10 protein-coding genes are annotated in these 26,440 nt (G+C 42.2%); 4 read left to right on the top strand and 6 right to left on the bottom strand.

Annotation, left to right across the window (positions count from 1 at the left end):
• Window positions 1-59: 59 nt before the first annotated feature.
• Both dld and ABFV72_RS10795 read right to left on the bottom strand, forming a co-directional pair.
• Window positions 60-1,832 (bottom strand): D-lactate dehydrogenase, encoded by a 1,773-nt coding sequence (gene dld, locus ABFV72_RS10800; protein WP_347163648.1) that lies wholly within the window; start codon window positions 1,830-1,832, stop codon window positions 60-62.
• Between the two features lie 32 nt (window positions 1,833-1,864).
• Window positions 1,865-3,571, bottom strand: a complete 1,707-nt coding sequence (locus ABFV72_RS10795; protein ID WP_347163646.1) for an L-lactate permease — start codon at window positions 3,569-3,571, stop codon at window positions 1,865-1,867.
• 266 nt (window positions 3,572-3,837) lie between these two features.
• On the opposite strand from ABFV72_RS10795, the gene ABFV72_RS10790 reads away from it, so the two are divergent.
• Window positions 3,838-4,743, top strand: a complete 906-nt coding sequence (locus ABFV72_RS10790) for a LysR family transcriptional regulator (RefSeq protein ID WP_347163644.1) — start codon at window positions 3,838-3,840, stop codon at window positions 4,741-4,743.
• A 248-nt stretch (window positions 4,744-4,991) separates the two neighbouring features.
• Here ABFV72_RS10790 and ABFV72_RS10785 read toward each other — a convergent pair whose 3' ends face one another.
• The 3 genes from ABFV72_RS10785 to ABFV72_RS10775 all read right to left on the bottom strand — a co-directional run bounded on the left by ABFV72_RS10785 (window position 4,992) and on the right by ABFV72_RS10775 (window position 9,418).
• Window positions 4,992-6,047: a hypothetical protein gene (locus tag ABFV72_RS10785; RefSeq protein WP_347163642.1), complete on the bottom strand. Its 1,056-nt coding sequence runs from the start codon at window positions 6,045-6,047 to the stop codon at window positions 4,992-4,994.
• A gap of 81 nt (window positions 6,048-6,128) precedes the next feature.
• Window positions 6,129-7,667 (bottom strand): YHYH protein, encoded by a 1,539-nt coding sequence (locus ABFV72_RS10780; protein WP_347163641.1) that lies wholly within the window; start codon window positions 7,665-7,667, stop codon window positions 6,129-6,131.
• Between the two features lie 689 nt (window positions 7,668-8,356).
• Window positions 8,357-9,418, bottom strand: coding sequence for a helix-turn-helix transcriptional regulator (locus ABFV72_RS10775; protein WP_347163639.1), 1,062 nt, complete (start codon window positions 9,416-9,418; stop codon window positions 8,357-8,359).
• Window positions 9,419-9,657: 239 nt separating this feature from the next.
• Between ABFV72_RS10775 and ABFV72_RS10770 the strand changes: the two genes are divergently transcribed.
• The 3 genes from ABFV72_RS10770 to ABFV72_RS10760 all read left to right on the top strand — a co-directional run bounded on the left by ABFV72_RS10770 (window position 9,658) and on the right by ABFV72_RS10760 (window position 15,033).
• Window positions 9,658-11,376, top strand: coding sequence for a GMC family oxidoreductase (locus ABFV72_RS10770; protein WP_347163638.1), 1,719 nt, complete (start codon window positions 9,658-9,660; stop codon window positions 11,374-11,376).
• Window positions 11,377-11,459: 83 nt separating this feature from the next.
• Entirely contained in the window at window positions 11,460-13,496 is a 2,037-nt protein-coding gene (locus ABFV72_RS10765) for an alkyl/aryl-sulfatase (protein WP_347163637.1), read from the top strand.
• An 85-nt stretch (window positions 13,497-13,581) separates the two neighbouring features.
• The gene (locus ABFV72_RS10760; RefSeq protein ID WP_347163636.1) at window positions 13,582-15,033 is read left to right on the top strand and encodes a coniferyl aldehyde dehydrogenase; all 1,452 of its coding nucleotides are present in this window, start codon (window positions 13,582-13,584) and stop codon (window positions 15,031-15,033) included.
• A 375-nt stretch (window positions 15,034-15,408) separates the two neighbouring features.
• On the opposite strand, the gene ABFV72_RS10755 is transcribed toward ABFV72_RS10760, so the two are convergent.
• Window positions 15,409-26,415: a tandem-95 repeat protein gene (locus ABFV72_RS10755; protein WP_347163634.1), complete on the bottom strand. Its 11,007-nt coding sequence runs from the start codon at window positions 26,413-26,415 to the stop codon at window positions 15,409-15,411.
• Between the last annotated feature and the right edge of the window lie 25 nt (window positions 26,416-26,440).

Genomic DNA, 26,440 nt, shown 5'->3' with positions numbered 1-26,440 from the left:
TTAGCTACTGATAAATAATCAGCCCATGGCCCGTTTTAAATATTAGTTATAGAGTTCAGTTATAAACAACACGAGCAATTGCGTTTGGTTTTCGACATTTTACCAATACCCGGATTAAAGGTATTGGTTGGGTCTAGGCTTTTATAAAAGTTCTGCAAATCAGGTTCTGCTTCGTATAGGTGTCCGACATTATGCTCAGCAGGATATTTGGCTCCGCGTGCGCTCAGTAGCTCTAACATCATCTTTTTAACAAGATGTGCATCACTACCCTTTTTCAAAATATAGTCTTGATGAAATACATAACAAAAGAAGTGCCCGTAATACAGTTTCTTCTCTAAGTGTTGCTCAATGTCTTCAGGTAGCGTTTCGAGCCATTTTAACTCGTTACGTGGTATAGCAATATCCAATGCCAATATGTCGCCAACGTCTTTTTCATGTATGACTTCATAACGTAATGCGGCACCTGCAGCGGCAAAGCGATGTAAAAAAGCGCTTTCTGATTCTTCTTGACTACATTCAAAATAGCTACCCGTATTTGAAGCGTCGAAAAATACCTTTAGAAAATCCTGTGCTTCTGCTATGCCAGCATCACTCATTTTTAAGATGAGATGATGCTCATATTGGTCGCGATACTCTAGCATTCGCTTCGGTAAATGCTTTGGAAATATATTGGCGACGAATTGCATAACTTTGTCAGTGAAATGCTTTGGCATCCATGGCCATTTATGGAACTTTGCGTCCATAGCGCCTTTGATAGAAAATAGTCTAGGTAAGGCGTTGGTACCGAGATGCTTAATACTCAGGAACGTGTCTTTTCCGTATTTAGCGGATACATCGAATATATCACGATGCATATACTCACCCACTTCAGGGATATTATTGAAGCTCGATAGTATTTGTCTTCTGAGTTGTGCAAGCTCACTCACACTGTTGGTACCTATATAAAATATTTTCTCTTTTACAGCCGTTGGATAGGTATCAAGACGTACTGCAAATACCGCCAACTTGCCAGCACAGCCGCTTGCTTCATACAGTCTTCGCTTATCCGCATTAAAACGACTTGGCGTACTTGCATCAACGTCTTTTACTCTGGCGATGTATTCTTTGTCAGATGCCATCTTACCAGTGTCAGGTAATGCTCTTTTATCAAAATTGCCTGTTTGCAAGTTAGTGAGTATTTCTTCTGGGGTATCTCCTAACTCTACGTCTAGGTGATTAACTAATACTAGCTGACCGTGCTTGTCTATTTGGGCAAACAAAGCAAGCTCGGTATAAGCAGGCCCTCTTTTCACCAGTGCCCCACCTGAATTGTTAGAGACACCGCCAATGATAGATGCACCTAACGCCGATGACCCAATGACCGAGTGAGGCGCTCTATTTACGGCTTTAAGCTCACTTTGCAACTGATGCAACGTAGCGCCAGGTAAGCTAATCACTTGCTCGTTATTATTCACCAAATACAACTGGTTCATTGCAAGGGTATTGATCACAACCACTGGTCTATCGTAGTCATTACCGCTCGGCGTTGAACCTTCAGTCAGCCCTGTTTTTGCCGCTTGCATGATAATAATGCAGTCGCCTTCCACACATATTTCTAGACTACGCCAAATCTCCAGCAGTGTTTGTGGAAACAGAACAGCCAAAGCATTGCCGCCACCAGAGCGCCACCCCATTCTATAGTGTTCGTTTTTTTCTGGATCAGCCTGTACATTACTGGCTCCCAGTAAATGGGTTAGCTTGTCTAACACTTGCTCAGGATGAAGTGTGTCTTGGTCTTGATGTTCTATATTTGATGAGAAAAGGTTTGATGAAGCTCTATTTAATGACGGCATATGACGCTCTTTATTTGGTGATTGTGTGTCACTTATGATGCTAAAGGCCCTTGAAAACCAAAGATATAAATGGCAGCCATGACGATAATCCCGCAGAACAACACATAATAGATGGTAGGTAAAATAGTACGTCTAAGTGTGGCGCCCTCCATACCGAGTAGGCCTACCGTTGCCGATGCAGCCACAACATTATGTACTGCAATCATATTACCAGCAGCGGCACCAACTGCTTGAGCCGCGATGATTAGAGAAGGTGAAATATGTAAGCTCATGGCGGCTTCGTATTGGAATTGACTGAACATCATGTTGGATACGGTATTAGACCCCGCGATAAAAGCACCTAACGCACCAATGGTTGCACTAATTAAAGGGAAAACACTACCAAAAGTACCCGCAAACAACTCTGCACTGGCGACAGGCATACTCGCCACATCTGATAAGTTTACCCCTGAATTAATAAAAATTCTAACCATTGGAATCGTGAAAATAAGGACAAATCCGGCCCCTAGTACAGTCTTGCCTGATTCTTTAAAGGCATTGTTTAGTGCACTGGCAGGTTTGTTCGTTTGAAAAGCGGCGGCAACCAAGGCGCTAATTAATAACAAGCCGCCTGGTAAGTATAAAGGACTAAAACTGGCACTGATATCTGCCTCACTTAAAATCGAGGTTAGGTCTACTGTCGCGCTGTTCAGCAAAGACTGAAAGCCTGTTAATACTCTAGAACACACCAATAAAAGGGCAACTAACAAATAAGGGAACCACGCCATGACCGTGGACATCTTTTTATCACTCAATGCAGGAGTGATGTCTTCTTTGCTGACCACTAGCTTACCAAGCCATTCACTTGGCCAGCTTTTTTTCGGTTCAAAATCCCATGTAGTTTTTGGTACTAAAAATCCACGTTTCGCCGCATTAACAACGATAGTGATACTGACCAAACCGCCAACCAAGGATGGGAACTCTGGCCCTAAAAAAATACCTGTTAGGGTATAAGGGACTGTGAATGCTAAACCCGCAAAAATAGCAAATGGCCAAATAGCGAAGCCTTCTCTCCAGCTTTTATTTTTACCAAAAAAGCGCGTGAGCATCATCACCATAAAAAGTGGCATAAATGTACCAATAACACCGTGCATAATGGCCACTTGGCTGGTAATCAGTTGTAAAAAGTCGCCCCACTCTAGTCCTTGTTGTGCCAGTTGGGCGCTAATGGCTACTGTATCTAATCCCTTGTTTACTCCAGTAACGATAGGCGTACCGACTGCCCCAAATGACACAGGCGTACTTTGTATCATCATTCCCATCAACACAGCACCCAGCGCTGGAAACCCTATCGCGACCAGTAAAGGCGCGGCAATAGCGGCCGCTGTACCAAAACCAGCAGCCCCTTCAAGAAAGCAGCCAAAGCACCATGCAATAATAATGGCTTGTACCCGCCTATCTGGCGATACGTTGGTAAACCCAGCACGGATAACGGCGATAGCACCAGTATGCTTTAACGTATTCAATAAGAAAATAGCGCCGAATACGATCCACAATACTGAAACCGTAATGACCATTCCTTGAATAATCGATGAAGACACGCGATTAAGCGTCATATCCCATACAAAGAGGGCAAGCGCGGCAGTAACCGCCAGAACGATTGGCATGGTTCTTTTGGCTGACCATTGCAAGCCTATCAAAAAAATACCACAGAGAACGATTGGCAGTAATGCCAACAGTCCATATATTGTTTGATTCAAAATCATAATCCTTTTTTTATCGTGTAATCTTCCTTGAACCACTTCATCTAAGCATTTGTTTTTATAACTTCATGCTGTCGGTCAGACGAAGCCGAAAACAATCTCTGTCAGTGACATGATTAATAGAATGGTTAAATAAACAAATGCTCAAAATTCCCTAAAATATTCTACGCCTTGTCAATACATTGATATATTGCATCAAAGGATAATATTATTTTCTTTTTTTGCTATAATCCAAAACGTATTACACCAATTGGGGAACAAGTATGGGCAAAGCTGACGATATGGTTTTATTCGTCCAAGTGGTTGATGAAGGGTCATTTTCTCGGGTCGCTGAAAAGCTGTCATTAACGAATTCAGTGGTAAGTAAACGCATTGTAAGATTAGAAGAAAGCTTAAATGCACAGCTGCTTTATAGGACAACCAGAAAGTTAAGCTTAACCGATGCAGGAAGGACGCTTTATAACAAAGCTAAAATCGCTAAATTTGCCTTTCAGGAAGCTGAAAATGCCGTTACAGGCTATGGTGAAGACATGAAAGGCAACATACGTATAACCATGCCAGCGGTCTCTGCAAATCTAATATTGAGCGAATCCATTGCCGAATTCTGTAAACAACACCCAGAAATATCAGTAGATTTACAGATTACCAATCGATTGGTTGATTTGATAGAAGAAGGGTTTGATCTGGCGATAAGGACAGCAGAGCTTGAAGACTCATCACTCATTGCAAGACGTCTTATAGATAGCCAGTGGGTCATATGTGCGACACCAGACTATTTAGAGCGACATGGTACACCTCAAACCCCTGAACAATTACGGAGTCATGAGTGTTTGGTCTATAAGTTTGATCATACGGCGAATGGTATATGGCCGCTATATATAGATGGCACGGAGCAATTGCTTCCTGTACAGGGGCGGTTTCATAGCAATCATCTTAATGCGATTAAACAAGCGACTCTCAGCGACCTAGGTATTGCCTTTTTACCACAAGCACTTGTTTATGAAGAAATGCAGCAAAATACGCTCACTCAGATTTTGCAGCGCTTTACACGAAAGAAAATGGGCATGTATGCGGTTTACCCCAAGGCACGGCAACCGGACCAAAAATTGAAACTGCTTGTGTCACATCTGCGAGAATCATTACATCAAAAACAGGCTTACTACTGCTAAGTAATAAGCCTGTTTTTCATATGAACAAGCAAAGATGGATGAGAGTATATGACGATAATAGTCATATATGTCGACTTCGCTTTGATCAAAGCAAAGAATGCCTGAGCACTATTAACTATAAGTATAGAGTGCTCAGGCATGAAGTTCAGTTGTACTAGGCGATGTTATTAGTATAAGCATTTGATAACTGAAACTTTATTGTTTAGTAGCTTTCATAAAGGCTGACCAATCTAAATAAAGTTTTATAATCAATTTACTGTGTAGCGTACGATAACTTCATTATCGAGTACTACATTGGTTGACCAAATGAATTCAGCATCTGATTTTTCATTATCAAAAATATCTGTGAAATTGGTATAAGCTGATTTATTGTCTACCCCAATGGTTTGGTTACTATAGGTAGTAGCATTCGGCCAACTAGAGTCATCAAAGTCTGCTTGTTGCCAGTTGGTAGGCAATTCCCAATGCAGGCCATAATCTGCCGAACTATCTTGCACATTAGCTGTGGTAGTACAATTACTAGATAGTCGTTCGCTATCTGACTCACTAACACAGGACAAGTCTCTAATCGGTGCGGTATAAAAGGTTTGTGCTTTCCAGTTTTCATCAGTCTTGGCGATGATGCTATTGTCTTTATCTTTGATCACAGCGACTAGACCACCATCTCCTGCATGGAATTCTGAGCCATTATTACTCTCTGAACCAACACCTAAGTTTTCTTCCCAATCTACCAAATGCATAGCAACGGTAAACGGTGCTTTTGCTTTGAAACGTACAATGTTTGAATTGAACTGAGTAAAGGGCACATTATCACGCCCGACGGCTACACCATTTACGTACATCTCAAAGTAATTATCTGCAAAGACATAAGCGGTATACACCTCACCATCTGCGTCTATTTCAATGATGTCCGAACCATCAAGTTGAGCTAAAGCTTCACTGGCGGTGCGATAGTCGTTTCCCGTACAAGGGTTGTTTAAGTCAGACGCCACTGGGAAATCTGTATTAAGTAAATTGGTTGCTGCTGGTACTGTCCACGATTTACCGTCAGTTGACTGGATACTACCGATGTTGGTTTGGCGACCACGGTCACATTCATAGGCGTTTGTCACGTCAGCCTGAGCAACACCTTGGGTTAAGCTAGCGGTGCCAGTATAACTGCTGGCATCTGTACTACTTATTGATGCTGTCGTTTGCTCATTGGCATCGGTAGCCGCTGAGTCTATCTGAGTTTGGCTACACGCCGCCAGCAATACAGCAGATACTGTCGTGGTTAGCAAAGCAGGTATTAAAATAGGTTTCATTAGGATTCCTTAGCATTATATAAGATGGTTTTTGAAATCAGCTTATTATTTCTATAACTGATCATTATGATTAGATACGTATTATTTTTTCTGTATGTCATCAGTGCGTTTATAAGTCTGTACGGTCGTACCCTCTGGATCAATAAACTCAAAAGTATAAATATCCTTGGTCGCTTCAGTAGCGCCCCAACCATAGTTAAGCTTATGCTCTTGACCGTCATGGGTATACGTTAGACTGTATTGAGTCGGACTTATAATCTTGTAATCTGTGATCTCAGCTCCGCGCAAAGGCGTCAGCGCTGGGCGAACGCCATGAGTATGTGCTTGCGGTGCAATCTCATTTTCTGGTGCTTTCGTATCTGGGTTTATAGTGACCTTACCGCGCAAACCTGCAATTAAATACGGAAACTCTGAGGTAGCATGGTATTCATAGCTACCGTCTTCATTGAATTTGCCTAAATATTCATCAAGCTCATCATCAGTTTCACCATAGACAGGAAAGCCGTCTAGCGCATAAGCAATGGGCTTACCTTCACCAACTTGTGACTGTAGATGGGTTGGTGCAAGATGATAGTGGTAATCATCAGCGCGTCCAGAATGCCCGCCCCAATTGTCTAACTCTCCGAATACTTTGGCGTCCTCACCCCGATTGTTTAATGGGTTAAATATAGGAATGCCATTAGCTGCAATCGCGATGGCCCCTTTCATAAAATTGTCTTTGGCCATTAAAGGTTCATCGGCAAGCTCAGGCTGTAAGGGAATGACCCAACTGTTCTCATTGGTATAATCCTGGTCGATAGGTACTTGCTGTTGCCAACTGGTGATACCCGTCATCATTTCGTGGCTTGGGATACCATTTGATTCGACATACAGATATTTATCATCATGATGAGTATTGACGTTATCGAATGAGCCAAATACTAACGTCATAAAATCAATATCATTGGCTGGTACTGGCAAATGAGCAATCGCATCTTTGGTCTTTTCACCGATATTTTGGGCCGTCTCAGTACTGCTACAGGCGACAAGCAAAGCAGTTACACCCAATACTCCAAAAACTGAATAGGTGATTTTTGACGGTCGGTTTTTTTTGTGGCGTATGTTCAAAACATAAAAGCACACTAAACCACTCGCTAAGACCAAGCCACCCAACAGATAGAAGAATAAGACAGAGCGCGTGTCACTGTTATCCGTCATGACAGAAATTTCCACATCAGCTTTGTTTAGTGCAATCCCATTATCATTGGCGATAACAGTAGTATCGTTTGGATTTTGGATAGCCGTTAATTGATTACTACTTACTAGATTTTCAATCACTGCTAGCTGATTGATCGCTTGAATATGGGCGTCTTTTTCCAGAATATAGGTTTGATCATTGGCTGAAAAGTCTGACAAACCAAAAGAGAGCAACTGATGGTGGCTATCCGTTAAATAAACAGTACCGTCTTCTAGTTTGATAAAATCAGCAGCGACACTAGGCTGGCCTGTGATCTGCCATATTTTGGCAGCAATGGTATGTTCACTAAGGTCATGGGCGTAGGCAGAGGTCAGTGATGAAACTTGTATGGCGGTGACAATAGCCAGCAAGCTAAAAGCTTTAGCTGTTTTTGTAAGGGTCATAACACGCTCTCGTTTGGATTGATATTTGAAAGTTAGTCATAGTCAGACAGAGATACTTATTCGCACCTGTCTAAATGTCATAACTGTTTATCATTACTCACTCGAAAAATTATAGTGACTAAATAATAAATTCATTATATTGAAAAGATAATATCAATTTTTACTTTAGATAAACTTTAAGAAGTGTTAAGCCCTATTGCGTTTTTTACTCAATAAATTATGCGTATTACCTTTAAATAACGATAGGATAACTCGTCACATTAACTACGACCCGCTTCCTACTAAAATATCTATATACTGCTAAGGGTTTATATTTGGTACAACATAGTTTTTACCAAAGAGCCATCATGAATCTTGCTTATAAAATAGAATAAAAAATAGCGCCTACAATGGGCGCTTTTTTGATGTTTGATCACTAATATCAAACTCAAGCAAAGGGAGATGCACTGGCTAATCACTGGATCATAAAAGTACTCAATAGCTTATAAGCGTTCTATATGTTGGTCTTTATATAGAGTCTGACATCGCTGAATTTTTAGCACCATATAAACCTTGACCCGAATTAAGACAGTATTAACTTTCCTTGACCTGAATATGCCTACTTTCAAAAGATATCATACGATACAGTTAGTAAATCAAGGATGATCATGCCCTCGCTGCTATAGTCAAAGCATATCTATAACGAGCTGTTAGCCACTTAGATAACATTCTTTATATGCTCTTGGCGTCATCCCAAACCAACTCTTAAAAGCACCAAAAAACTGACTATTAGAATGATAACTAAGTAAAAATGCCGTATCTGTAGCTGATAATCTCTGCTCTATTAAGTATTTATAAGCTAACTTTTTTCGAACTTCCAATAGCAACGCTTTAAAAGAAGTACCCTCTTCTCTTAGACGTCTTTGCAAGCTACTAACACTCATATTGAGCACCTGAGCAACTTGCTCACGAGTCGGCTCATGCAGACCCATGATTGTTATGAGTATATGCTGACAACGTTGTGTATAGCTGGTATCGGTGAAGTTCTTATCAAGCATATGATGCAAAGGATTGATAAAAAATGTATTTCCTACAGTGTTTTTTGTGTGTTCCGATGAGTAGTAAATGTGATCAGGCCTATTGATTCGATACGTTAAACTATTGACTGTTTTAGACATTTCTGCTGGAACACCTAAGAACTGTTTATATAGCTCAAACCCTTGGGAAGACTGCCGATGCGCCAAAGTAAGCCCCACAGGTTTGAGTGAGCTAAATGTCGAGATAATTTTATAAACGGAAAAAATAATGCCATCAATTTGATGTTTGTTAACCTGTTCAGGCATGCTTGGATTGAACTCAAGACGGATTAAATTTTTTCTCTCAAATAAATGAACCTCGATTGATTCAGTCATGACTTTGAAGTAACGCGAAATCAAACGGCAGAGAACAATAAGAGGAATGCCAATATTGGCATTTATTAGAGGACTAATACATTGGCTTATTCCCTTATAAAAAGGAAGAGACTCGATCTCGATATAATTGAAAACTTTTAGCCCTATATAATCATCTTGAAAGAAATAGGTAGCCAAATTGAACTCATTCGTGACGACAGCTAGTGGCATTCTATCGCCTTCAAAATCATCGAGATCACTAAATTGTGACATAATTTTGGGTATATCAGATGAGCGATCTATCTGTATTAGATACGTTGCTACGGCTTTTCTATAACAGAGCGCTGTCAGCTTATGAACCGTATATTCATTGAGTTCCATAGATTTACTCTGTGTTGAATTTGACTTGATTTAAAATTGCCGTTCACTTTTTGGAGTGTATTTAGCATCACGGTTAAAACACTTCTAAGTGATAGTAGGTTATACAAAAGTACATGAATGAAAAATATTGATCAGTTTTATCAGTGTTTTGACTGTTTGACCCGTTAGATTATATATCTAACTTTAGCAAAAAAAGCCTAGTAGTAGCTAGGATAATCCAAGGAAGGAGTTAACTAATCATGGAATTTGATTATATTATCGTTGGTGGTGGATCTGCAGGATCCGTATTAGCAAGTCGATTAAGTGAAGACCCTCAAGTCACAGTGTGCCTTTTAGAGTCAGGGGGTGACGGCAAAGATCTAGTAGTACGTTTACCTGCGGCAGTTATTGCTCAAATGAGAGACAAGCCAATTAAGATAAACAACTGGTGTCTCAGTACTGTGCCCCAAAAGCATCTAAACAATCGTATTGGATATCAACCTCGTGGCAAGTGCTTAGGTGGCTCATCAGCTATTAATGCGATGGTTTATACCCGTGGTAGTGCAAAAGATTATGACCGTTGGGCTGATGAGGGCTGTGACGGTTGGAATTACGATTCACTCTTACCATATTTCAAAAAGGCAGAAAACAATGTCCGCGGTGCAAATCATTTTCATGGCGACAGTGGACCGTTAAACGTTGCCGACCCTCTTAGCCCTCGGCCTATTACTAATGCTTTTGTCGATGCATGCATCGCGAATGACTTAGATAGAAATGATGACTTCAATGGTGATAAGCAGGATGGAGCTGGCCTTTACCAATTAACTCATTTCCATGGTGAAAAACAAGGGCAGCGTTGTTCAGCTGCCGCCGCCTATCTACACCCTGTAGAAGACAGACCCAACCTAACTATTATTACAGGTGCCATTGCTTCTCACGTTCTCATAGAGAACGGAGTAGCATCAGGAATGGTTTACCTCAAAGATAACCAACAAAGTACCATTAAGGCCAATGCAGAAGTCATTCTGTGTGCTGGTGCTTTTGGCTCTCCAAAGATTTTGATGCTATCAGGCATTGGTCCTAAAGAAGAGTTAGAAAAGCACGGTATTCGTGTTGTCTATGACTCTCCTAATGTTGGTGAAAATCTCCAAGATCACCTTGATGTTGTGTTTGACTATGAGGTGAACACAAAAGACGTATTTGGTGTAGGTTTTGCTGGCGGCATCAGCCTTATGAAAGGAGCTCGTGATTGGAGAAAAGATGGGACTGGACTGCTATCAACCAATTTTGCTGAAGGGGCTGCTTTTTTTAGTGCCACAAATGCCACACCTAAAGACTGGCCAGATACCCAGCTTCACTTTGTTATCTCTAGAGTCATCGATCATGGTCGTCAAGTTAAGTGGGGATATGCAGTATCTATTCATAGCTGTTATCTCAGACCTGAAAGCCGTGGCACCGTAAAACTCGCGTCTTCTGACCCAAATGCCGCGCCATTAATCGATCCCAACTATTTAGACCATCCAAAAGATGTGGAAATGATGGTGGCAGGTGCTCAACGTACGCGCGAAATCATGCAAGAACAACCTATTGCCAAGTATATTACTAAAGACTATGCAGCTTCCGCACTGGATAAAGACGGCTTGTTAGGTTATATCCGCAATAAGTCAGATACTATATATCATCCGGTAGGCACGTGTAGGATGGGCTCCGATGCTGAATCCGTGGTGGATCTAGATCTCAAAGTTAGAGGTGTAATCGGACTACGTGTTGTGGACGCCTCTATTATGCCTCACCTCAATAGTGCAAATACTAACGCTCCAACGATAGCCATTGCAGAAAAAATCGCTCAGGAAATAAAGATGGAGCGTTTTCATCTAAGCCACGGTCGCACAAGTATTGAAACTGAAGGCTCCGTTAAATTAAATGAAAACATGCCCGACATGGTAATGGCTAAAGGTCATGTAAGCGTTGCGCATTGAATTGATAGCAATTAATTCAATGTTAAAAATACAAAATAATCATTAAATAAAACATGGATTTTATTATGGTAAGGAATACCTTTATGCAAGATTTCAGCACGTACAAACCTATCTTGAATAACTCTCGCCGTATGTTGTTGCTAGCAAGTAGCATTTTACTTGCAGCTTGTACAACTTCAACAGCTCAAGTGAGTAATGGTAAAGCAGCTACTGCTACTACGATTGCAGCAAATGCCAAGTCAGTTAGTCAATTAGACCTAGACGATCCTCAAGACTTCAAAGATGCTACCCGCGGTCTCATTGCAAGTCCTGAAAACATACAGATACCATCTATAGCTGATCCTCAAGAGTATGTTTGGGATACCAAGGCTTATAACTTTATTCAAGGCGAAGCTCCCGATTCAGTGAATCCAAGCCTCTGGAGACAAGCTAAGCTAAACAATATAAAAGGGCTTTTTGAGTTCAGACCAGGTATCTATCAGTTACGTGGGTTTGACTTATCAAATATGACGTTAATTAAAGGAGATACAGGCTGGATTGTTATCGACCCATTAACTTCTAAAGAAACGGCAAAGTACGCTTATGATTTTGCTATGACACATCTTGCAGATCGTCATCCTGATATACCTACTAATATTAGTGCCGTTGTCTTCACTCATAGCCATATTGACCACTTTGGTGGTGCATTAGGCATTCTTTCTCAAGAAGATATTGAAAAAAACAATATTCCAATTATTGCTCCATCTGGCTTTATGGAAGAAGCCACCAGTGAAAATATTCTTGCGGGTACAGCAATGCTTCGTCGCTCATCATATATGTATGGTAAGAACCTACCCCGCAATGAATACGGACACATAGATAGTGGTTTAGGTAAAGGTCCTGCCTTTGGACAGTTCAGTATTGTTGAGCCAAATATTCTGGTTAGTAAAACACCTACTAACCTAAATGTGGATGGTGTAGATTTCCAGTTCCAGTATACGCCTGGCTCAGAAGCACCTGCCGAATTCACGTTCTATCTTCCTGAATATAAAGCATTGTCTGGCGCTGAATTAGTATCTCGCAATATGCATAATCTTTATACTTTACGAGGTGCGAAAGTAAGGGATGCTCTAAAGTGGAGTAATTATATCGAAGAGGCTCGTACTCAATTCGGTGAGGCTGAATACTACTTTGCAAGCCATCACTGGCCTATGTGGGGTAAAGATAGTATTCAAAAGTTTCTAAAACAACAGAGAGACACATATAAGTTCATTCATGATCAAAGCCTACGTCGTATTAATAAAGGCATGACACCAGGTGAAATTGCTGAAGATATCACACTTCCACCAAGTCTAGCTTCAGAATTTTCAAATCGTGAGTATTACGGCACTATTAAACATAATGCTCGTGCCGTGTATCAAAACTACATCGGTTGGTATGATGCAAACCCTGCACATTTAGATCCTTTACCAGATCCACAACGTGCATCTGCCTATGTAAAGCTGGCTGGTGGTGGCTCAAAAGTTATGAAACAAGCTCAAACTTCCTATGACGAAGGCAATTATAGATGGGCCGCCGAGATTCTAAATCATTTAGTATTTGATGATCCTAGTAATATGGCTGCTAGAGAGTTGCTAGCAAAAACTTATGACCAATTAGGCTACCAAGCAGAATCTGGTCCATGGCGTGATAGTTATCTAACAGGAGCAAAAGAGTTACGTGAAGGAACCCCTGATGCAGGTGTTGAGATGTCAGCGATGAGAGATGTTTTTTTACAAACACCTGTATCTAATTTCTTTGATGCACTTTCTGTCCGTCTAAAATCTGAAGAAGCCAATGGTCTCGACACAAATCTGAAAGTTCATTTCACAGATAAAAATGAAAGTTATTTGCTATGGATTGAGAACTCTGTTCTACACTATCGACTTATCGATAGTGTAGAAGCAACACAAGAGGCTGTACAAACAACTTTGAATTTAACACATCCTCTCTTTGTAGATTTACTAATTGGCAAAGTAACATTCAAGTATATGCTTTCGTCAGCGGACTCAAAAATAGAAGGCAATCAAGCCAATCTAATTACTTTTTTCAGTTTATTCGAAGCACCAGATCCCTCTTTTGCAATAGTACTACCAGATTAATATCTCAATTACGCAAAATCCTAGGAGTATGGTTATATGCCTTACTCCTAAAATAATTTCATAAAATATTTCAAGGATGAAAATGATGGATAGCACTCAAATTGATAACAGCTCTTCGGTAAGTAGCTCACCTGCAATCATTACCAACAAGAAAGATCTACAAGCCCAGTTTTTGAGACTGCAAAAACTGAGTCGCAAAGAACCTATAACTGACTGGGATACTAGAAAATCTCAACTTGAAACTCTTGAAACCTTATTAAGTAAAAATAAGGATAAACTTACTAGTGCTATCAATGCAGATTTTGGTCAACGTAGTGAAGGTGAAACTAAGTTTGCCGAATTATTTTCAAGTTTTACAAGTATCAGTCATGCAAAGAAACATGGTGAGTCTTGGATGAAAACTCGAAAGGCACCTGTTTCAGCTGTTTACTTGCCAGCTCGTAATGAAATAGAACCGCAACCATTGGGCGTAGTGGGTATCATGGTTCCTTGGAACTATCCACTATATTTAGCGATTGGTCCAATGATAGATGCTATTACAGCGGGGAACCGTATCATGGTCAAAATGAGTGAAGCTGCGCCAAAATTTGCTCAGGCATTTGCTGAAGCGATTGAAAAACATTTCTCACCAGAGATGGTAAATGTTGTTGTAGGTGATGTTGATATCGCGGTGGCTTTTAGTGAGCTGCCGTTTGATCATTTGATTTATACCGGCTCTACAGAAGTAGGCAAAAAAGTCATGGCAGCAGCGGCTACGAATCTAACCCCAGTTACTCTTGAGCTTGGTGGTAAATCTCCGGTGATTGTACTAGATGATGCCAACTTAGAAAGTGCTGTAAATAGAATCATGACGGGTAAAGCGCTAAATGCTGGACAAACTTGTATAGCACCCGACTATGTACTGTTAAATCGCAAGTATCATGAGCAGTTTACTAGTCTAGCTAAAAAATGGATGCAAAAGCATTACCCAAAAATCACGACAAACAAGGACTATACCCATATTATCAATAGTGCTCAGTTTGTTAGAGTTCAAAAGTATCTAGACGAAATACCGAAAGAGAATGTTCACCATACAACTGAAGTGAAGCCAGATATCAACTCACGCTTAATGCCTCCTATTATCGTAACTGAACCTAAACTAGAGAGTGCATTAATGCAAAATGAAATATTTGCACCAGTACTGCCACTCATACATTATGAAGAGTTAGATGAAGCTATCGTACTTATCAACGAACGCCCTAGACCATTAGCGTTATATATTTTTGGAAATTCAGAAAAGGATATTAAGCGTATTCGCACACATACAGTATCTGGCGGTGTCTGTATTAATGAGATTGTATTACATGCCCTGCAACATGAATTGCCTTTCGGAGGGGTTGGACATTCTGGTATAGGAGCTTACCACGGTAAGATTGGTTTTGAACGCTTTAGTCATATGAAACCCGTTTTAGTACAGCCCAAAGTAAATGCTATGAATTTATTACAACCTCCTTATGGAGTTGTCTTTAATAAATTTATGTCTATGTTCATCAAATAGATACCTTAGTTCACATTTATCTTTTAGCAATGATTACTGCTAATAGCTCAAAGAACCATTAATGCACCTCGCTTCGATGGATTTACAGACATTATAAGTTTATGTCGATACGCATAAAAAAGACCCACTAACTTGAATGGTTAGAGGAATTTTTTGGTTTGAGATACTCTTTTATAAAGAAGTAAGGTCTATACAAGTATATGAAGTTTATTTTTCCCAGACAATGCTATTAATATTATTGAGTGTGCACTAATTAACCTATAAGCCTTACAGTTACTAAACAACAAACAGCCATAATAAATTATGGCTTTTCGTTATATAACAACTAAATTGCAAGGCAATTAACCTAAAAACATCGACTCTGAATTACCCTACTTATAGTATGGTTATATCGTCATGGACATATAAGTTAACTGTTGGATCTATTGTACTTTGGTACTGGGTGTAGTCTGCTTGATCAGACACTTGCTGCGCCACAAAATCTGCGGTCAAAGATACTTCATCCTCATCATCACCATTAATAAACAGTTCATTATTACTGTCGGTCATGGTAATGACGTCATTGGTGCCAATGTTGATTAATGATTGCGCATCGTTCCCAGTCAGGTCGATCACCTCCATATTATCAATCACGCTATTATCAAAGTCACCAAAATCGATAGTAGTATTATTCACATTAATCAGTAGAGTATCAATACCATTACCACCATCCATTAAGGCATTGTCAGCAGAGAATACTAGCGTATCATTCCCAGCGCCGCCTATTAGTGTATTAATACCAGTACCGCCATCAAGGAAGTCGTCACCAGCGCCGCCAGTAATGCGATCATCACCTGCACCAGAGTTTACGGTAGTGCTACGATTTGTGGTAGTGATAGTATCGTTTTGCTCTCCTGTTTCGATAGCGACAGACTCACTCAGGTTCAGATCCGCAGTTTTGATCTCTTCGCTAGAGAAGACTTGCTCAGGGTCTGAAGTCTCGACAGTTTTGCCTGTATAAGTGATGGTACCGTTATACGCCTGATACAGAATCTGTATATCGTTAATACTACTGCTAGGCACGCCACTTAATACATAGCTGCCCGCTACAAATTCAACAGATATCCCATCGCTATCGACCTCAGCATTACGTAAGCCGATGACCTCTCCTGTGTCGCCAATCCTAAATAGCATAGTTTCATCAAAAGGCTTTTCACTTTCAGGGGTAATCGTCAAGGTTAATGTCTCACTACCTCCTTCATCAATACCATTGCTGTCGGTGTCTTCCATCTTAGCGTTGGTATTTAATGCGACCCATGTATAGGCGTCACTAGCTGAGTTCTGCGGGGTTAACTCGACGCCATCAGCTATTGGTTTAAACACAAGCGCCACGGTTGTGGCGTCACCCTGTAACCCATCTGTACTTAATACTGAAACATTAGCACTGCTTGTACCGCTGTAGTTTTCTGGTGCTTGAATAAATATTTCGGGCGTCGGGTTTATCTCGGTACTTGGCAAGCTCCACGACCCTGTCCCTGTTTTGTTGGCTATGACAACCTCTTGGCTATCATTGACATAGTACACGGTAAAGTCATCATTGATATTGTTGATTATGAAGGAAGCAGGCTGATCGTTATCACCTTCATCTGTATCAGTTTGTTCGGTGGTATACACGATACTGACGACATTGACGTCAGTAGTGTCACCGATCTCGCCCTGATCTTCATCTACAGTTAAGTTTGACTCAGCCTCATTGACGACGAACAGCAAAGGATCAGGGCCTTTTTCCACAGTAATTTCAAAGTCTTTGCGTGATACTAGTGTCGTCGTGTCATAATCTGGAATATCTGTCGTCTCCTTGTGTACCACGTAAGCCTCAATTGTAGTCGCGCCATCTTTGTTCGGTTCAGGAACGAAGTTGAAACTTACAGACGTAGGATTGTTTGCGCCTACTGGCAATACAAAATACTCCCCTGCAGGCAATCCTGCAGGATTAGTAGCTGTATCTAAAGGCACGCCGTTGGAGTCCTCAAGCGTACCATCAACGGAAGCATTGTCAGCGAACTGAAGATAGACATTACCATCGATAACTTCGACATTACCTACATCTACAGTATTTGCCAGATTCAATGTTAAGGTTTTTTCTTCATCTTCTTCTATGACGATATTATCATCATTCTGTGGTGCAGTAGGATCGTCTTCATGAAAGCCGAAGTAATCGGTAATGGGCAGGACAATCAATGTGCTGTCATTAGTGCCTTGATCACCTATTGGAAACGCTGGATCGTCTGCTGTCACAGTCTCAGAGTCACCATTACTGTCAGTCGCTGTAAATGAGATATCTAAAGCAACTGCCTCACTTTGGTTGTTTGTACTGTAATCACTGGTGGGAACAATACTAATATTAGACAGTAAATCAGCAATGTCACTATCACTGGTTACATTGCCACTGATCAACCATGTATTGCCTTGTTTGGATAACGAGACCCCGTTAGACGCTTGTAACACCACATCATCAGGCAAGTTAGCAATGGTGAATGATATCGGTGCAGACATTTGGTTGTCATAAGCCACCTGATTAAGTGTGCCAACGATAAAGTTATTTAAAGATTGGCCGGCTCCATCCTCAGTCAAAGTTATGGGCTGTACGATGAGATCTGCTACTAACTCAGGAGGCACCTCTCCACCACCGTCCGTACCTGTGACAAGCGTCAAATCAAAGATTGCCTGTGCTAATTGCTCAACATCAGGTGCATCTTGGTTATAGGCGGTAACCGTAATAGGTACGTTCTCTGCATTATCTACATCATAACCCGCTTTTACACTGAACTTGATATCTACGCTCGCCGTTATAGACGTATCTATGGTTTCATCATCAAAGACGACGTACCAAGTGTCACCAGCTTTGACCGCGTCAACGAAGGTGCCATTACCATTAGCATCCACTTGCACCAAAATACCATCAGGCACACCGCCTACTTGCACTCGTGTAAACATCTCTGAACCATCTAAGTCTGGTGAGGTGAGAGTGACCGTTTTAATAAATTCATCATCAGCCGTATCGGCGTTGACGATATCAATGGTCTCTGAAGTCTCAATCTCAGCAGGATTGACTAATGATGGCACATCAGTAATAGGAAGGACGTCTACAACGAAGTTCGTATCACGGGTTAGCGTTGTCTGATAGACGATATCTGCCGTCTCATTATTCGTAGCTCTGACGGTATCCGTCACTGTATATTTAATGTCAAAGTCATAGATATCATTGCCTGATTTATGATTGACGAAACCAGACTGAGCACTGGCAGGCTCAGCTGGAATAGCAATGATACTCGCCTTAGGTAACGCACCCTCTGAATCGCGCTCGATAGTATAAAACCCAGCAGCATCAACTGCGGGGTTGGCACTTGTGATAACAACACCGCCGACAGTGAGTTGAACGCCAAGTGCCTCAAGGTCAGTCAAGCTAATAGCCACACTATTTAACTCTTCAACGCCTGATGTCCAATCATCTGTGTTATCCGTACGCCTAAAGGCGCGCTCAAAGTCTAACGTGACAGACGCGTTTTCATTCTGCACAGCAGTAGGATTGACCACATCATTATCAAGCGCATCCGGCTTGACAAATATTTGCACAGGCTGGATGTTTTGACTTGCCTCACTACCGCCTGTTTTCTCCGTACTGACGCCTTTGATATTAAAGTTAATCTCACCTGCGAAGTTTTCTTCGGTTTTGAGTATTATCTCGCCATTATTGATCGCTTCGTCAGTCACAACCCACTGTCTGGCGGTTCCTTGACCACCTATGAAGGTTACGTCGGCGCCTTGCATGGTAAATCTATCATCGAGACCAGTGATGACATAGGTTACGACTTCAGAGCCATCATTGTCATAGGATCTGATATTCATGGGTGTCTGAAAAATAGTATTAAAGTCTATCTCATTATCAGCAGCATCTAAGTCGCTTTCTTCAAGAATGACTGCGTAGCTATCTGAGGCTTGACCATCATAATCAAAGGTAACTTCATTCAATTCATCATTGAGGATTTTATCCGCGACTGTAGTGATCTTAATAGGTAATGCTAATGGTGTGCTAGGCTCACTGGTGTCCGCGCCATCTACTGACACACCACTGACTAGCAACGTATAGTTGTCATTACTGTTCAATGGGGGTATGAAAAACGGTACTTTATCGTTTTGGTAATCGGTGAGCGTGACCGACCACGTAATACCAGCATTATCTACCGTGGCAATATCATTGACTGTGCCATAGTTTTGGTTGATCAAGACATAGCCACCGTTTGTGCTATTATCAGCATCCCACACATAGAGAGAGGCACCATCTGGTAACGCATCGATAGTGATGTTGAAAGTTTCAGAACCATCTGTATCTTTGGACTGTGCCTTTATCTTAAGCTCGATCCCCCCCTCTGGAGTGTCAATAGTGTCAGCTGGCGTATAACCGTCTATACCGGTTGGATTACCATTAGATCTACCTGCATCTTCTACTCCTTGAGCAGGTTGCACACTAAGCAGCACATCATCAGCAACAGGCGTCACAGTCAGATAAAGGAAAGACTCGCCAGATACGACTTTATCTGTTGCGGTATCATCATCTTCATCATAGTCGATGGTGACCGCTTGCTCTTGGATACGTAATTCGCCTGAATAATTATTAGGCGGAATAAATGCCAAGCTGCTAAGCCCAGCCACTGGTACGTCTACACCATTTTTACCTGCTGTGACAGTCTGCGGCTCACCTGCGATGTCATAACGGAACTGAGCACCACTCGCATTGACCCAGTCACCGTTATCATCTTTAATCTGAACGATTAGACGGGCAAAGGTCTCTTCTGAATCGGTACGATTATTGCTATGGCTTGGTTCACCAAAATCGTTGGTATCATCTTCATTCGACCAACCATTAAGCAAAATAAAGCCAGCATCAGTCGATAGGTCGTACCAGACGGGCGCGGAACTACTCACACCATCATCATCACCATCTTCAAATACTAATGCGCTATAAGTGTGGTCTGGGTTGAGAGTGACATCCGTGCCATTATTACCATCGCTATTGATATTTGCACTCTCAGCCACTGGAGTAACCTTAATAGTGACATCAAAGGTATCATTGTCAGTAATGGGGTTATCACTATCGACAGAACCATCAGTAGTCTCTACAAAATAAGTGAGCGCGATATCGGCACTGCTATGCGCTGGTGGTGTCATAGTATAGCCATCCAAACTATCGACATTAAAGCCATAATAAAGCCCTTCATCTGTCAAATCTGCTGTCGTGATAGGCGTACCGTTTAGAGAAATTTCGGCACCTGCAGTAATCAAATCATCAATTTGATCTTTCAAGATACCCACTATTGACAATGTTTCACTACTATCTTGATCAGTAACAGTAAAGACTGAATCGCCCGCATCATTTATTGTAAATAATGCAATCGCTGTATCCTCATCCCCTACCTGTGGATCCACTACTGTCACATCGATGGTAGGATTGACCGTTATATTCAATTGCACAGAAGTCTGCTCGATCTGAATAGCAGGATTAACATCTATAGAATCGGAATCGCTATCTCGCGTATTGAGTGTAAGTGTTGCATTAATAACACCCGCAAAATCTGCTGGCGGCGTAAAGGTAAAGCTTGGGTCTAGATCCTCAGCCGTCACTTGCGCTCTTGGAAGCTCGACTGTGCCATCAGCTACGGTATAGCTGACGCCATTGACCGTCACCACCTGACCATTTAGCTCACCTAACCCTTCAATAGAATACCAATACTCCTCTGAGCCATCGGTATCTACAAATGTCTCATTCAATATAGATTGCAAATCTAGACTACTGTCTTCGTCGATAACCGCATTGATCGTGTCGTTTTTATCAATGCCATTATTGGGTTCGTCTGACAGAGTGATAGAAGTTGTACTAGGCGGGAGAGCCACAGGTTCTAGTAAATCGATAACCGTCGTATCTGTCACCGCTTGTACATCGATAAGTATGTCTACTGATGTGGTCTCTGCTATCAAGCTACTATCAGGATCTACACTGCTAGAGTCATTAGGCTCTAGCGGATAAGGTACACCATTTTCATCGACTTCATACTCAGTGACACTCATGGTTACTGTAAAGTTAGTGGCATCTTGATCTGAAGGAGAGACGACTAATGATTCAAAGTCAGCAGTGTCCATTTCAACATCATATGTAAACTCACTGTTAATATGAGTGCCATCGCGAAGTTTAATCGTGAGCGTACCATCTTCCCCTATTTTGTCACTGATGTCCTGAACGCCATTGCCATCAATATAAAATAGCTGAGCACCATCAGGAAATCCGCTTAATGTAATCGCCCCAAAACGTTCGGTACGATCAACAGAACCACCGTTTATATTGTCATCATTCTCGCGCTTAGTGCCATTCACATAATTTGGATCATAGATACTCAGATCCGTACTTGCCTCAACCCCATTATCACCAATGATTGGTGCTATAAAACCAAGCTGCGTCGATGAATCCTCTTCAACATAATTGGTATAAACACCATCAACGATATCAACTTCAGCCGCGTCAATAACGATAATAGGCGCATCGGCAACAGGATCTACTTCGATATTAATTCTACTGGTTAAGGTTTGTCCCCCATCTTGTGCACGCAGGTTAAACATCACACTATAAAAATCGTTAAATTCATTAGGGGTTTGCTCATAACTACTAGGTCTGTTTGGTAAATCAGCTCTATCGTTTGGCGTCGCGATAGAAGAGTAGTTTTCTTCTGGGTTAAACTCAATTTGCCCATTGCCAATATTTCTCAAACTACCAACGATGGCTGGGTTATTCTGATCATCGGTATTAATGGCATTGCCGTTGACATCAATATAAATAAATTCACCACTTTGCAAATCTATCGATGACGATAGATCATAATTCAATATGGTGACCACACCGCCATCAAAGTTTTCAGCAGCATTGATTAACAGGGCATCCTTGCCATTTGGGGCAATGTTTTCATCCTCAGTGAGGTCCGCAAAGTCTCCTTCATTAATAGTAAAATCAAGATCTTTATTAAATAGTCTATTTTCGACTTCGACATCGAACTGATCTTCAGTGATCGAGCCATCTTCATCGACTACTGCATAATCGAGATCAAATATAATATTGTCTAATCTACCGTCATTATTAGCATCGATATTATCGTGCCTGATCGTATCATAGAGGGTGGCGGTATAAGTCAGGGCATCTGCACTAGTATATGGCAAGCCCTCAGGGTTAATTTCCACTTTGAATATGACATTGTTGTTAGGATTATCGACTGTATCCGCAATCAGATCGCCGCGCTGGGTAGTCGACACATATAGGGTGCTATAATCTATTACGCCATCGACCTCAGCATAGCGATAATAAAGCGGTAGCCCACTGCTCTGGAAACGGCCGTTTATTGGATCGCCATCACCCATGATAAAGTAAATATCAGAGATATTATCCTCATTGCCAGTGACCGTAAATGCGGAATCGACTTTGACCACATAAGTGCTAGCCGTACCAGAATCAGGGAACAAATCACCTTCTTTTAAGACGACGCTTTCATCGCTTTCGATAACCGGTGCGGTGTCTGTTACGCTTATAGGCTGTTCAGCAGCATCTGACACATCACCATCAGCATCGATTAGTGTATAACTAAATGAGCCATCGTCTTGTAGGTTAGGCGCAGGGTCACGATTATCAATCGCTTTATTAGCAGCAAACGTCCAGCTACCATCTTCATTAACCGTTAAGATACCTGTCGGCGTTTCGAGACCCACCCCAAAATCGGTAGAATCTTCAACCGTATTGCCATCTGTATCTAAATAAGTAAAGGTATTGATTTTCAAATCCGCATCTGCACCTTTATCGTTATCAAGAACATTACCGGTAAGTAACGTACTATCATCACCATCAACGTACGAGCCTTCCACCACACTTACAGGTGTATCATCTATAGCCAGCACCTTATCATCTGCGATATTGACATTAAACTGTTGCACCGTGGCACTGTCTGTATCTTGAATTTCATATTTGACAGGTAAAGTGATTGTAACTCCATCAGTGTGATCTAGCTGACCTTGTAGCTCAAGTATAAACGCTTGCGAATCTCCAGTACTATCCGTAGGGTTGGTCAGAGTAATAGTAAACACTTCACTACCTATGGCACTAGCAACGACCGTATGACCGTCATTGCTCACCTGGTAAGTCAACGGTTCGCCATTGGACTCAAGCGCTAAAGCTTCTAGCCCTACTGTGGTAACATCAGTGAATACCACATCGCTGATATCATCTGCAGCTTTAGTGATACCAAGGTTACGCGTCGCTCGTAACGCATCAGGCGTCGTATCGGTACCGTCAGTTAGATCATCTTCATTCAGCGTCACTTCAGGAATAAGTGCCGTAGGCTGCGTGTCATCCACTATGATATTAAAATCAGCGGTACTGGTATCACCATCGGCGTCTGTAATCGTATAAGAGATACTATCGATAATGCCATTTAGATTATCCGATGTATCATCCGATGTGTATGTCCACGTGCCATTTGCGTTAATAGTTAATGAACCATATTGAGTATCGATTACAGAGCCTGTTACTCCTGTTTGACTAATGCCATTTTCATCTAAATATGTGAATGACGTAATGGTTGTATTTGGCGTACCCAAATCATCGTTGGTTAGTAAGTTTAGGGAAGTGGTATTCGACGATATGGTTTTACCGCCTTCAGTGACCTGGGCAGTATCATCGACTGCTTGCGGCGTCGCATCCACACTGATAACCGTCGTCGTTATATTACTATCAGCATTATTTATATCAGTGACTGTCACTTCAATGATACGGTCTACTTCGCTAGGGGTAGCAGAGGTATTGGCAAAAGTGATGGCATCAATAGCGGACTGGTAGTCAGCTAAGCTTGCACTCCCGCTCAATTCAATGCGGCTATTTCCTAACAATGTGGCTGAAATACCTGCTGGTAGATCACCTTCTTCAATGGCAATTAAATCGCCTGTTTGTGAGTTGGTTAATACAATAAGTGCATTGCCAATCGTATCGTTATTATCAATGTCGGCAATAGCGCTACTATCACTGATAGCAACGGGAACACCGCCCTCTTGGTAAGCCGTTGCATAATTGACAGTGGTATTACTATTACCAGAGACATCCAGTTTTGGCGCGTCGTTGGTACCAGTTACGGTGATTGTTAGGGTTTGAGCAACCTCACCCACCTTATAAGTAAACACTTGTTCAATTGCCTCCCCTGGGGCAAGGGCTTGTACTGTAGAACTGTCATTATTTAAAATATAAGTGTACGAGCCATCATTATTTAGAGTCAGCGCACCATAATCATTTGCATCGCTAGGTTGACTCTGTAAGCTGACAGATGACTCAGTACCGATTTCATCATTGGCTAATACATTGCCAGTTGCGGTTGAAACACCATCTTCCTGTACAGTATTAATATCAGGTTTTAGATCAACGTCATCGACGATCACGCCTGTGACACTCCTTTCGGTATCAATTTTGACAGACTCAAAGCCACTATTGGTACCATCAACAGAGCTTATTGCCAGCTGATAATTCTCGACACCTTCTTTTAATTGATCATTTAATACCGTATTGGTCAGAATGATTTGATTACCAGTGCTGGTATTAAACGTCACCGTAGTCAGCTTGCTACTCGCATCAAAATCAGCCGCAGTGGTCTCATCGTTAAGATAAGATAAATTAACCACCACACTGCCACCTACAGGTAATTCGACTGGCTGACCGTCAGCATCCACAAGCGATAGAGTATGGGTCAGTACAGCATCGTCTGCTTCTATTTGGCTATCATCGTCTGTTAGTTTGACATACACAATGTCATTGCTATCAAGTCCGCCCTCATTCGCGCTGTCGCCTGCATTGTTGCTGTCGATGATGGTGGTAACGGTGTTCGTGGTCACGTCACTAAAGTCGACGGCTTCGAATTCGTTGGCGCCAACACTGGTGATGGTGAGACTGTAGTTTTCGCCATCGTCTGCAAGATAGTCATCGATGGTGTCAACGTCAAGTGCTACGCTCGATTGTCCGGCAGGTATGGTGACCGTGATGGTTTGGGCATTGTTATAGCCGGTGTCAGCATCTTGGGTGCTGACATTGTTGAAGGTAACGGTAACATCGGTGGCTTGAGTAACCATAGCAGGGTTGCCACTTTCATCTAAAAACTTGACTGTGTATTCAGCCTCTTCACCTTCAATAACATTTTCGTCTCCCGTGATAACAACATAAGTGATGTCAACAACAGGAGTTACCGTGATCTCAACGGTGGCTGGCGCTGAGATGGCACCATCATCGTCAGTGGTGCTGAATTGGATGTTGCTGACGCGTCCGTTGAAGTTTGGCGCGGGAGTGAATACAACGCTTGTGATTTGGTCAGCAGTTAATACGGTACCAGGAGTGAGTTCAACCGTTTGTCCATCATCTTCATAGGTAAGCACACCTTGATTGGTAGGCGGCACTTGCAGTACCGTGACACTAGCAACGGTGCCATCGATGTCATCGCCTATGAGCGGCACAGCCACTGCCGTGTCTTCATCAGTGCTCAGACTTTGGTCGGCAGCCGTTGGCGGCGTATTCACGTCAGTCACGGTTAACGTGACGGTGGCAGGTGCTGATGGCGTACCATCATCATCAGTGGCGAAGAATTCGATATCGTCCACCGCACCATTGAAGTTCTCTGTTGGGGTAAAGAGGACGGTGGCCGCTTCAGCAGCACTTAGCGGGGCGTCCGCAACGACAGGCACACTGTCCCCTGCCGCATTGGTATAGCTTAAGATGCCTTGGGCCGGATCTGGCAAGGTGCTGATGCTGATGCTCTCAATGTCGCCATCGAGGTCGCTGGCAATCAGCGGTACCGCAATAGCCTCACCTTCTGGCGTGCTAATAGCGGCGTCGGTTGCCACAGGCGCATCATTCACATCATTGACCGTGATCTCAACGGTGGCAGGCGCTGATGCGGCACCATCATCATCAGTGGTGCTGAATTGGATATCACTAACCGCACCATTAAAGTCAGGTGCTGGGGTAAAGATGACTGTTTCAGCTTCCACTGCGCTTAGCGTGGTATTTGGGGTAATCTCAACCACTTGCCCATCTGCACGGGTATACCTTAATACGCCCTGCTCATTTGGCGGTACTTGCAGTACCGTGACACTAGCAACGGTGCCATCGATGTCATCGCCTATGAGCGGCACAGCCACTGCCGTGTCTTCATCAGTGCTCAGACTTTGGTCGGTAGCCGTTGGCGGCGTATTCACGTCAGTCACGGTTAACGTGACGGTGGCAGGTGCTGATGGCGTACCATCATCATCAGTGGCGAAGAATTCGATATCGTCCACCGCACCATTGAAGTTCTCTGTTGGG

Origin of the sequence: Psychrobacter proteolyticus (genome assembly GCF_039762275.1) — a bacterium.
GTDB lineage: Bacteria > Pseudomonadota > Gammaproteobacteria > Pseudomonadales > Moraxellaceae > Psychrobacter > Psychrobacter proteolyticus_C.
This window is presented reverse-complemented; position numbering and strand designations above follow the sequence as displayed.

Bases quoted from the DNA above. Each gene is read 5' to 3' on its own strand.
- dld (WP_347163648.1), bottom strand. From the start codon at position 1,832: ATGCCGTCATTAAATAGAGCTTCATCAAACCTTTTCTCATCAAATATA.
- ABFV72_RS10790 (WP_347163644.1), top strand. From the start codon at position 3,838: ATGGGCAAAGCTGACGATATGGTTTTATTCGTCCAAGTGGTTGATGAA.
- ABFV72_RS10785 (WP_347163642.1), bottom strand. From the start codon at position 6,047: ATGAAACCTATTTTAATACCTGCTTTGCTAACCACGACAGTATCTGCT.
- ABFV72_RS10780 (WP_347163641.1), bottom strand. From the start codon at position 7,667: ATGACCCTTACAAAAACAGCTAAAGCTTTTAGCTTGCTGGCTATTGTC.
- ABFV72_RS10775 (WP_347163639.1), bottom strand. From the start codon at position 9,418: ATGGAACTCAATGAATATACGGTTCATAAGCTGACAGCGCTCTGTTAT.
- ABFV72_RS10770 (WP_347163638.1), top strand. From the start codon at position 9,658: ATGGAATTTGATTATATTATCGTTGGTGGTGGATCTGCAGGATCCGTA.
- ABFV72_RS10765 (WP_347163637.1), top strand. From the start codon at position 11,460: ATGCAAGATTTCAGCACGTACAAACCTATCTTGAATAACTCTCGCCGT.
- ABFV72_RS10760 (WP_347163636.1), top strand. From the start codon at position 13,582: ATGGATAGCACTCAAATTGATAACAGCTCTTCGGTAAGTAGCTCACCT.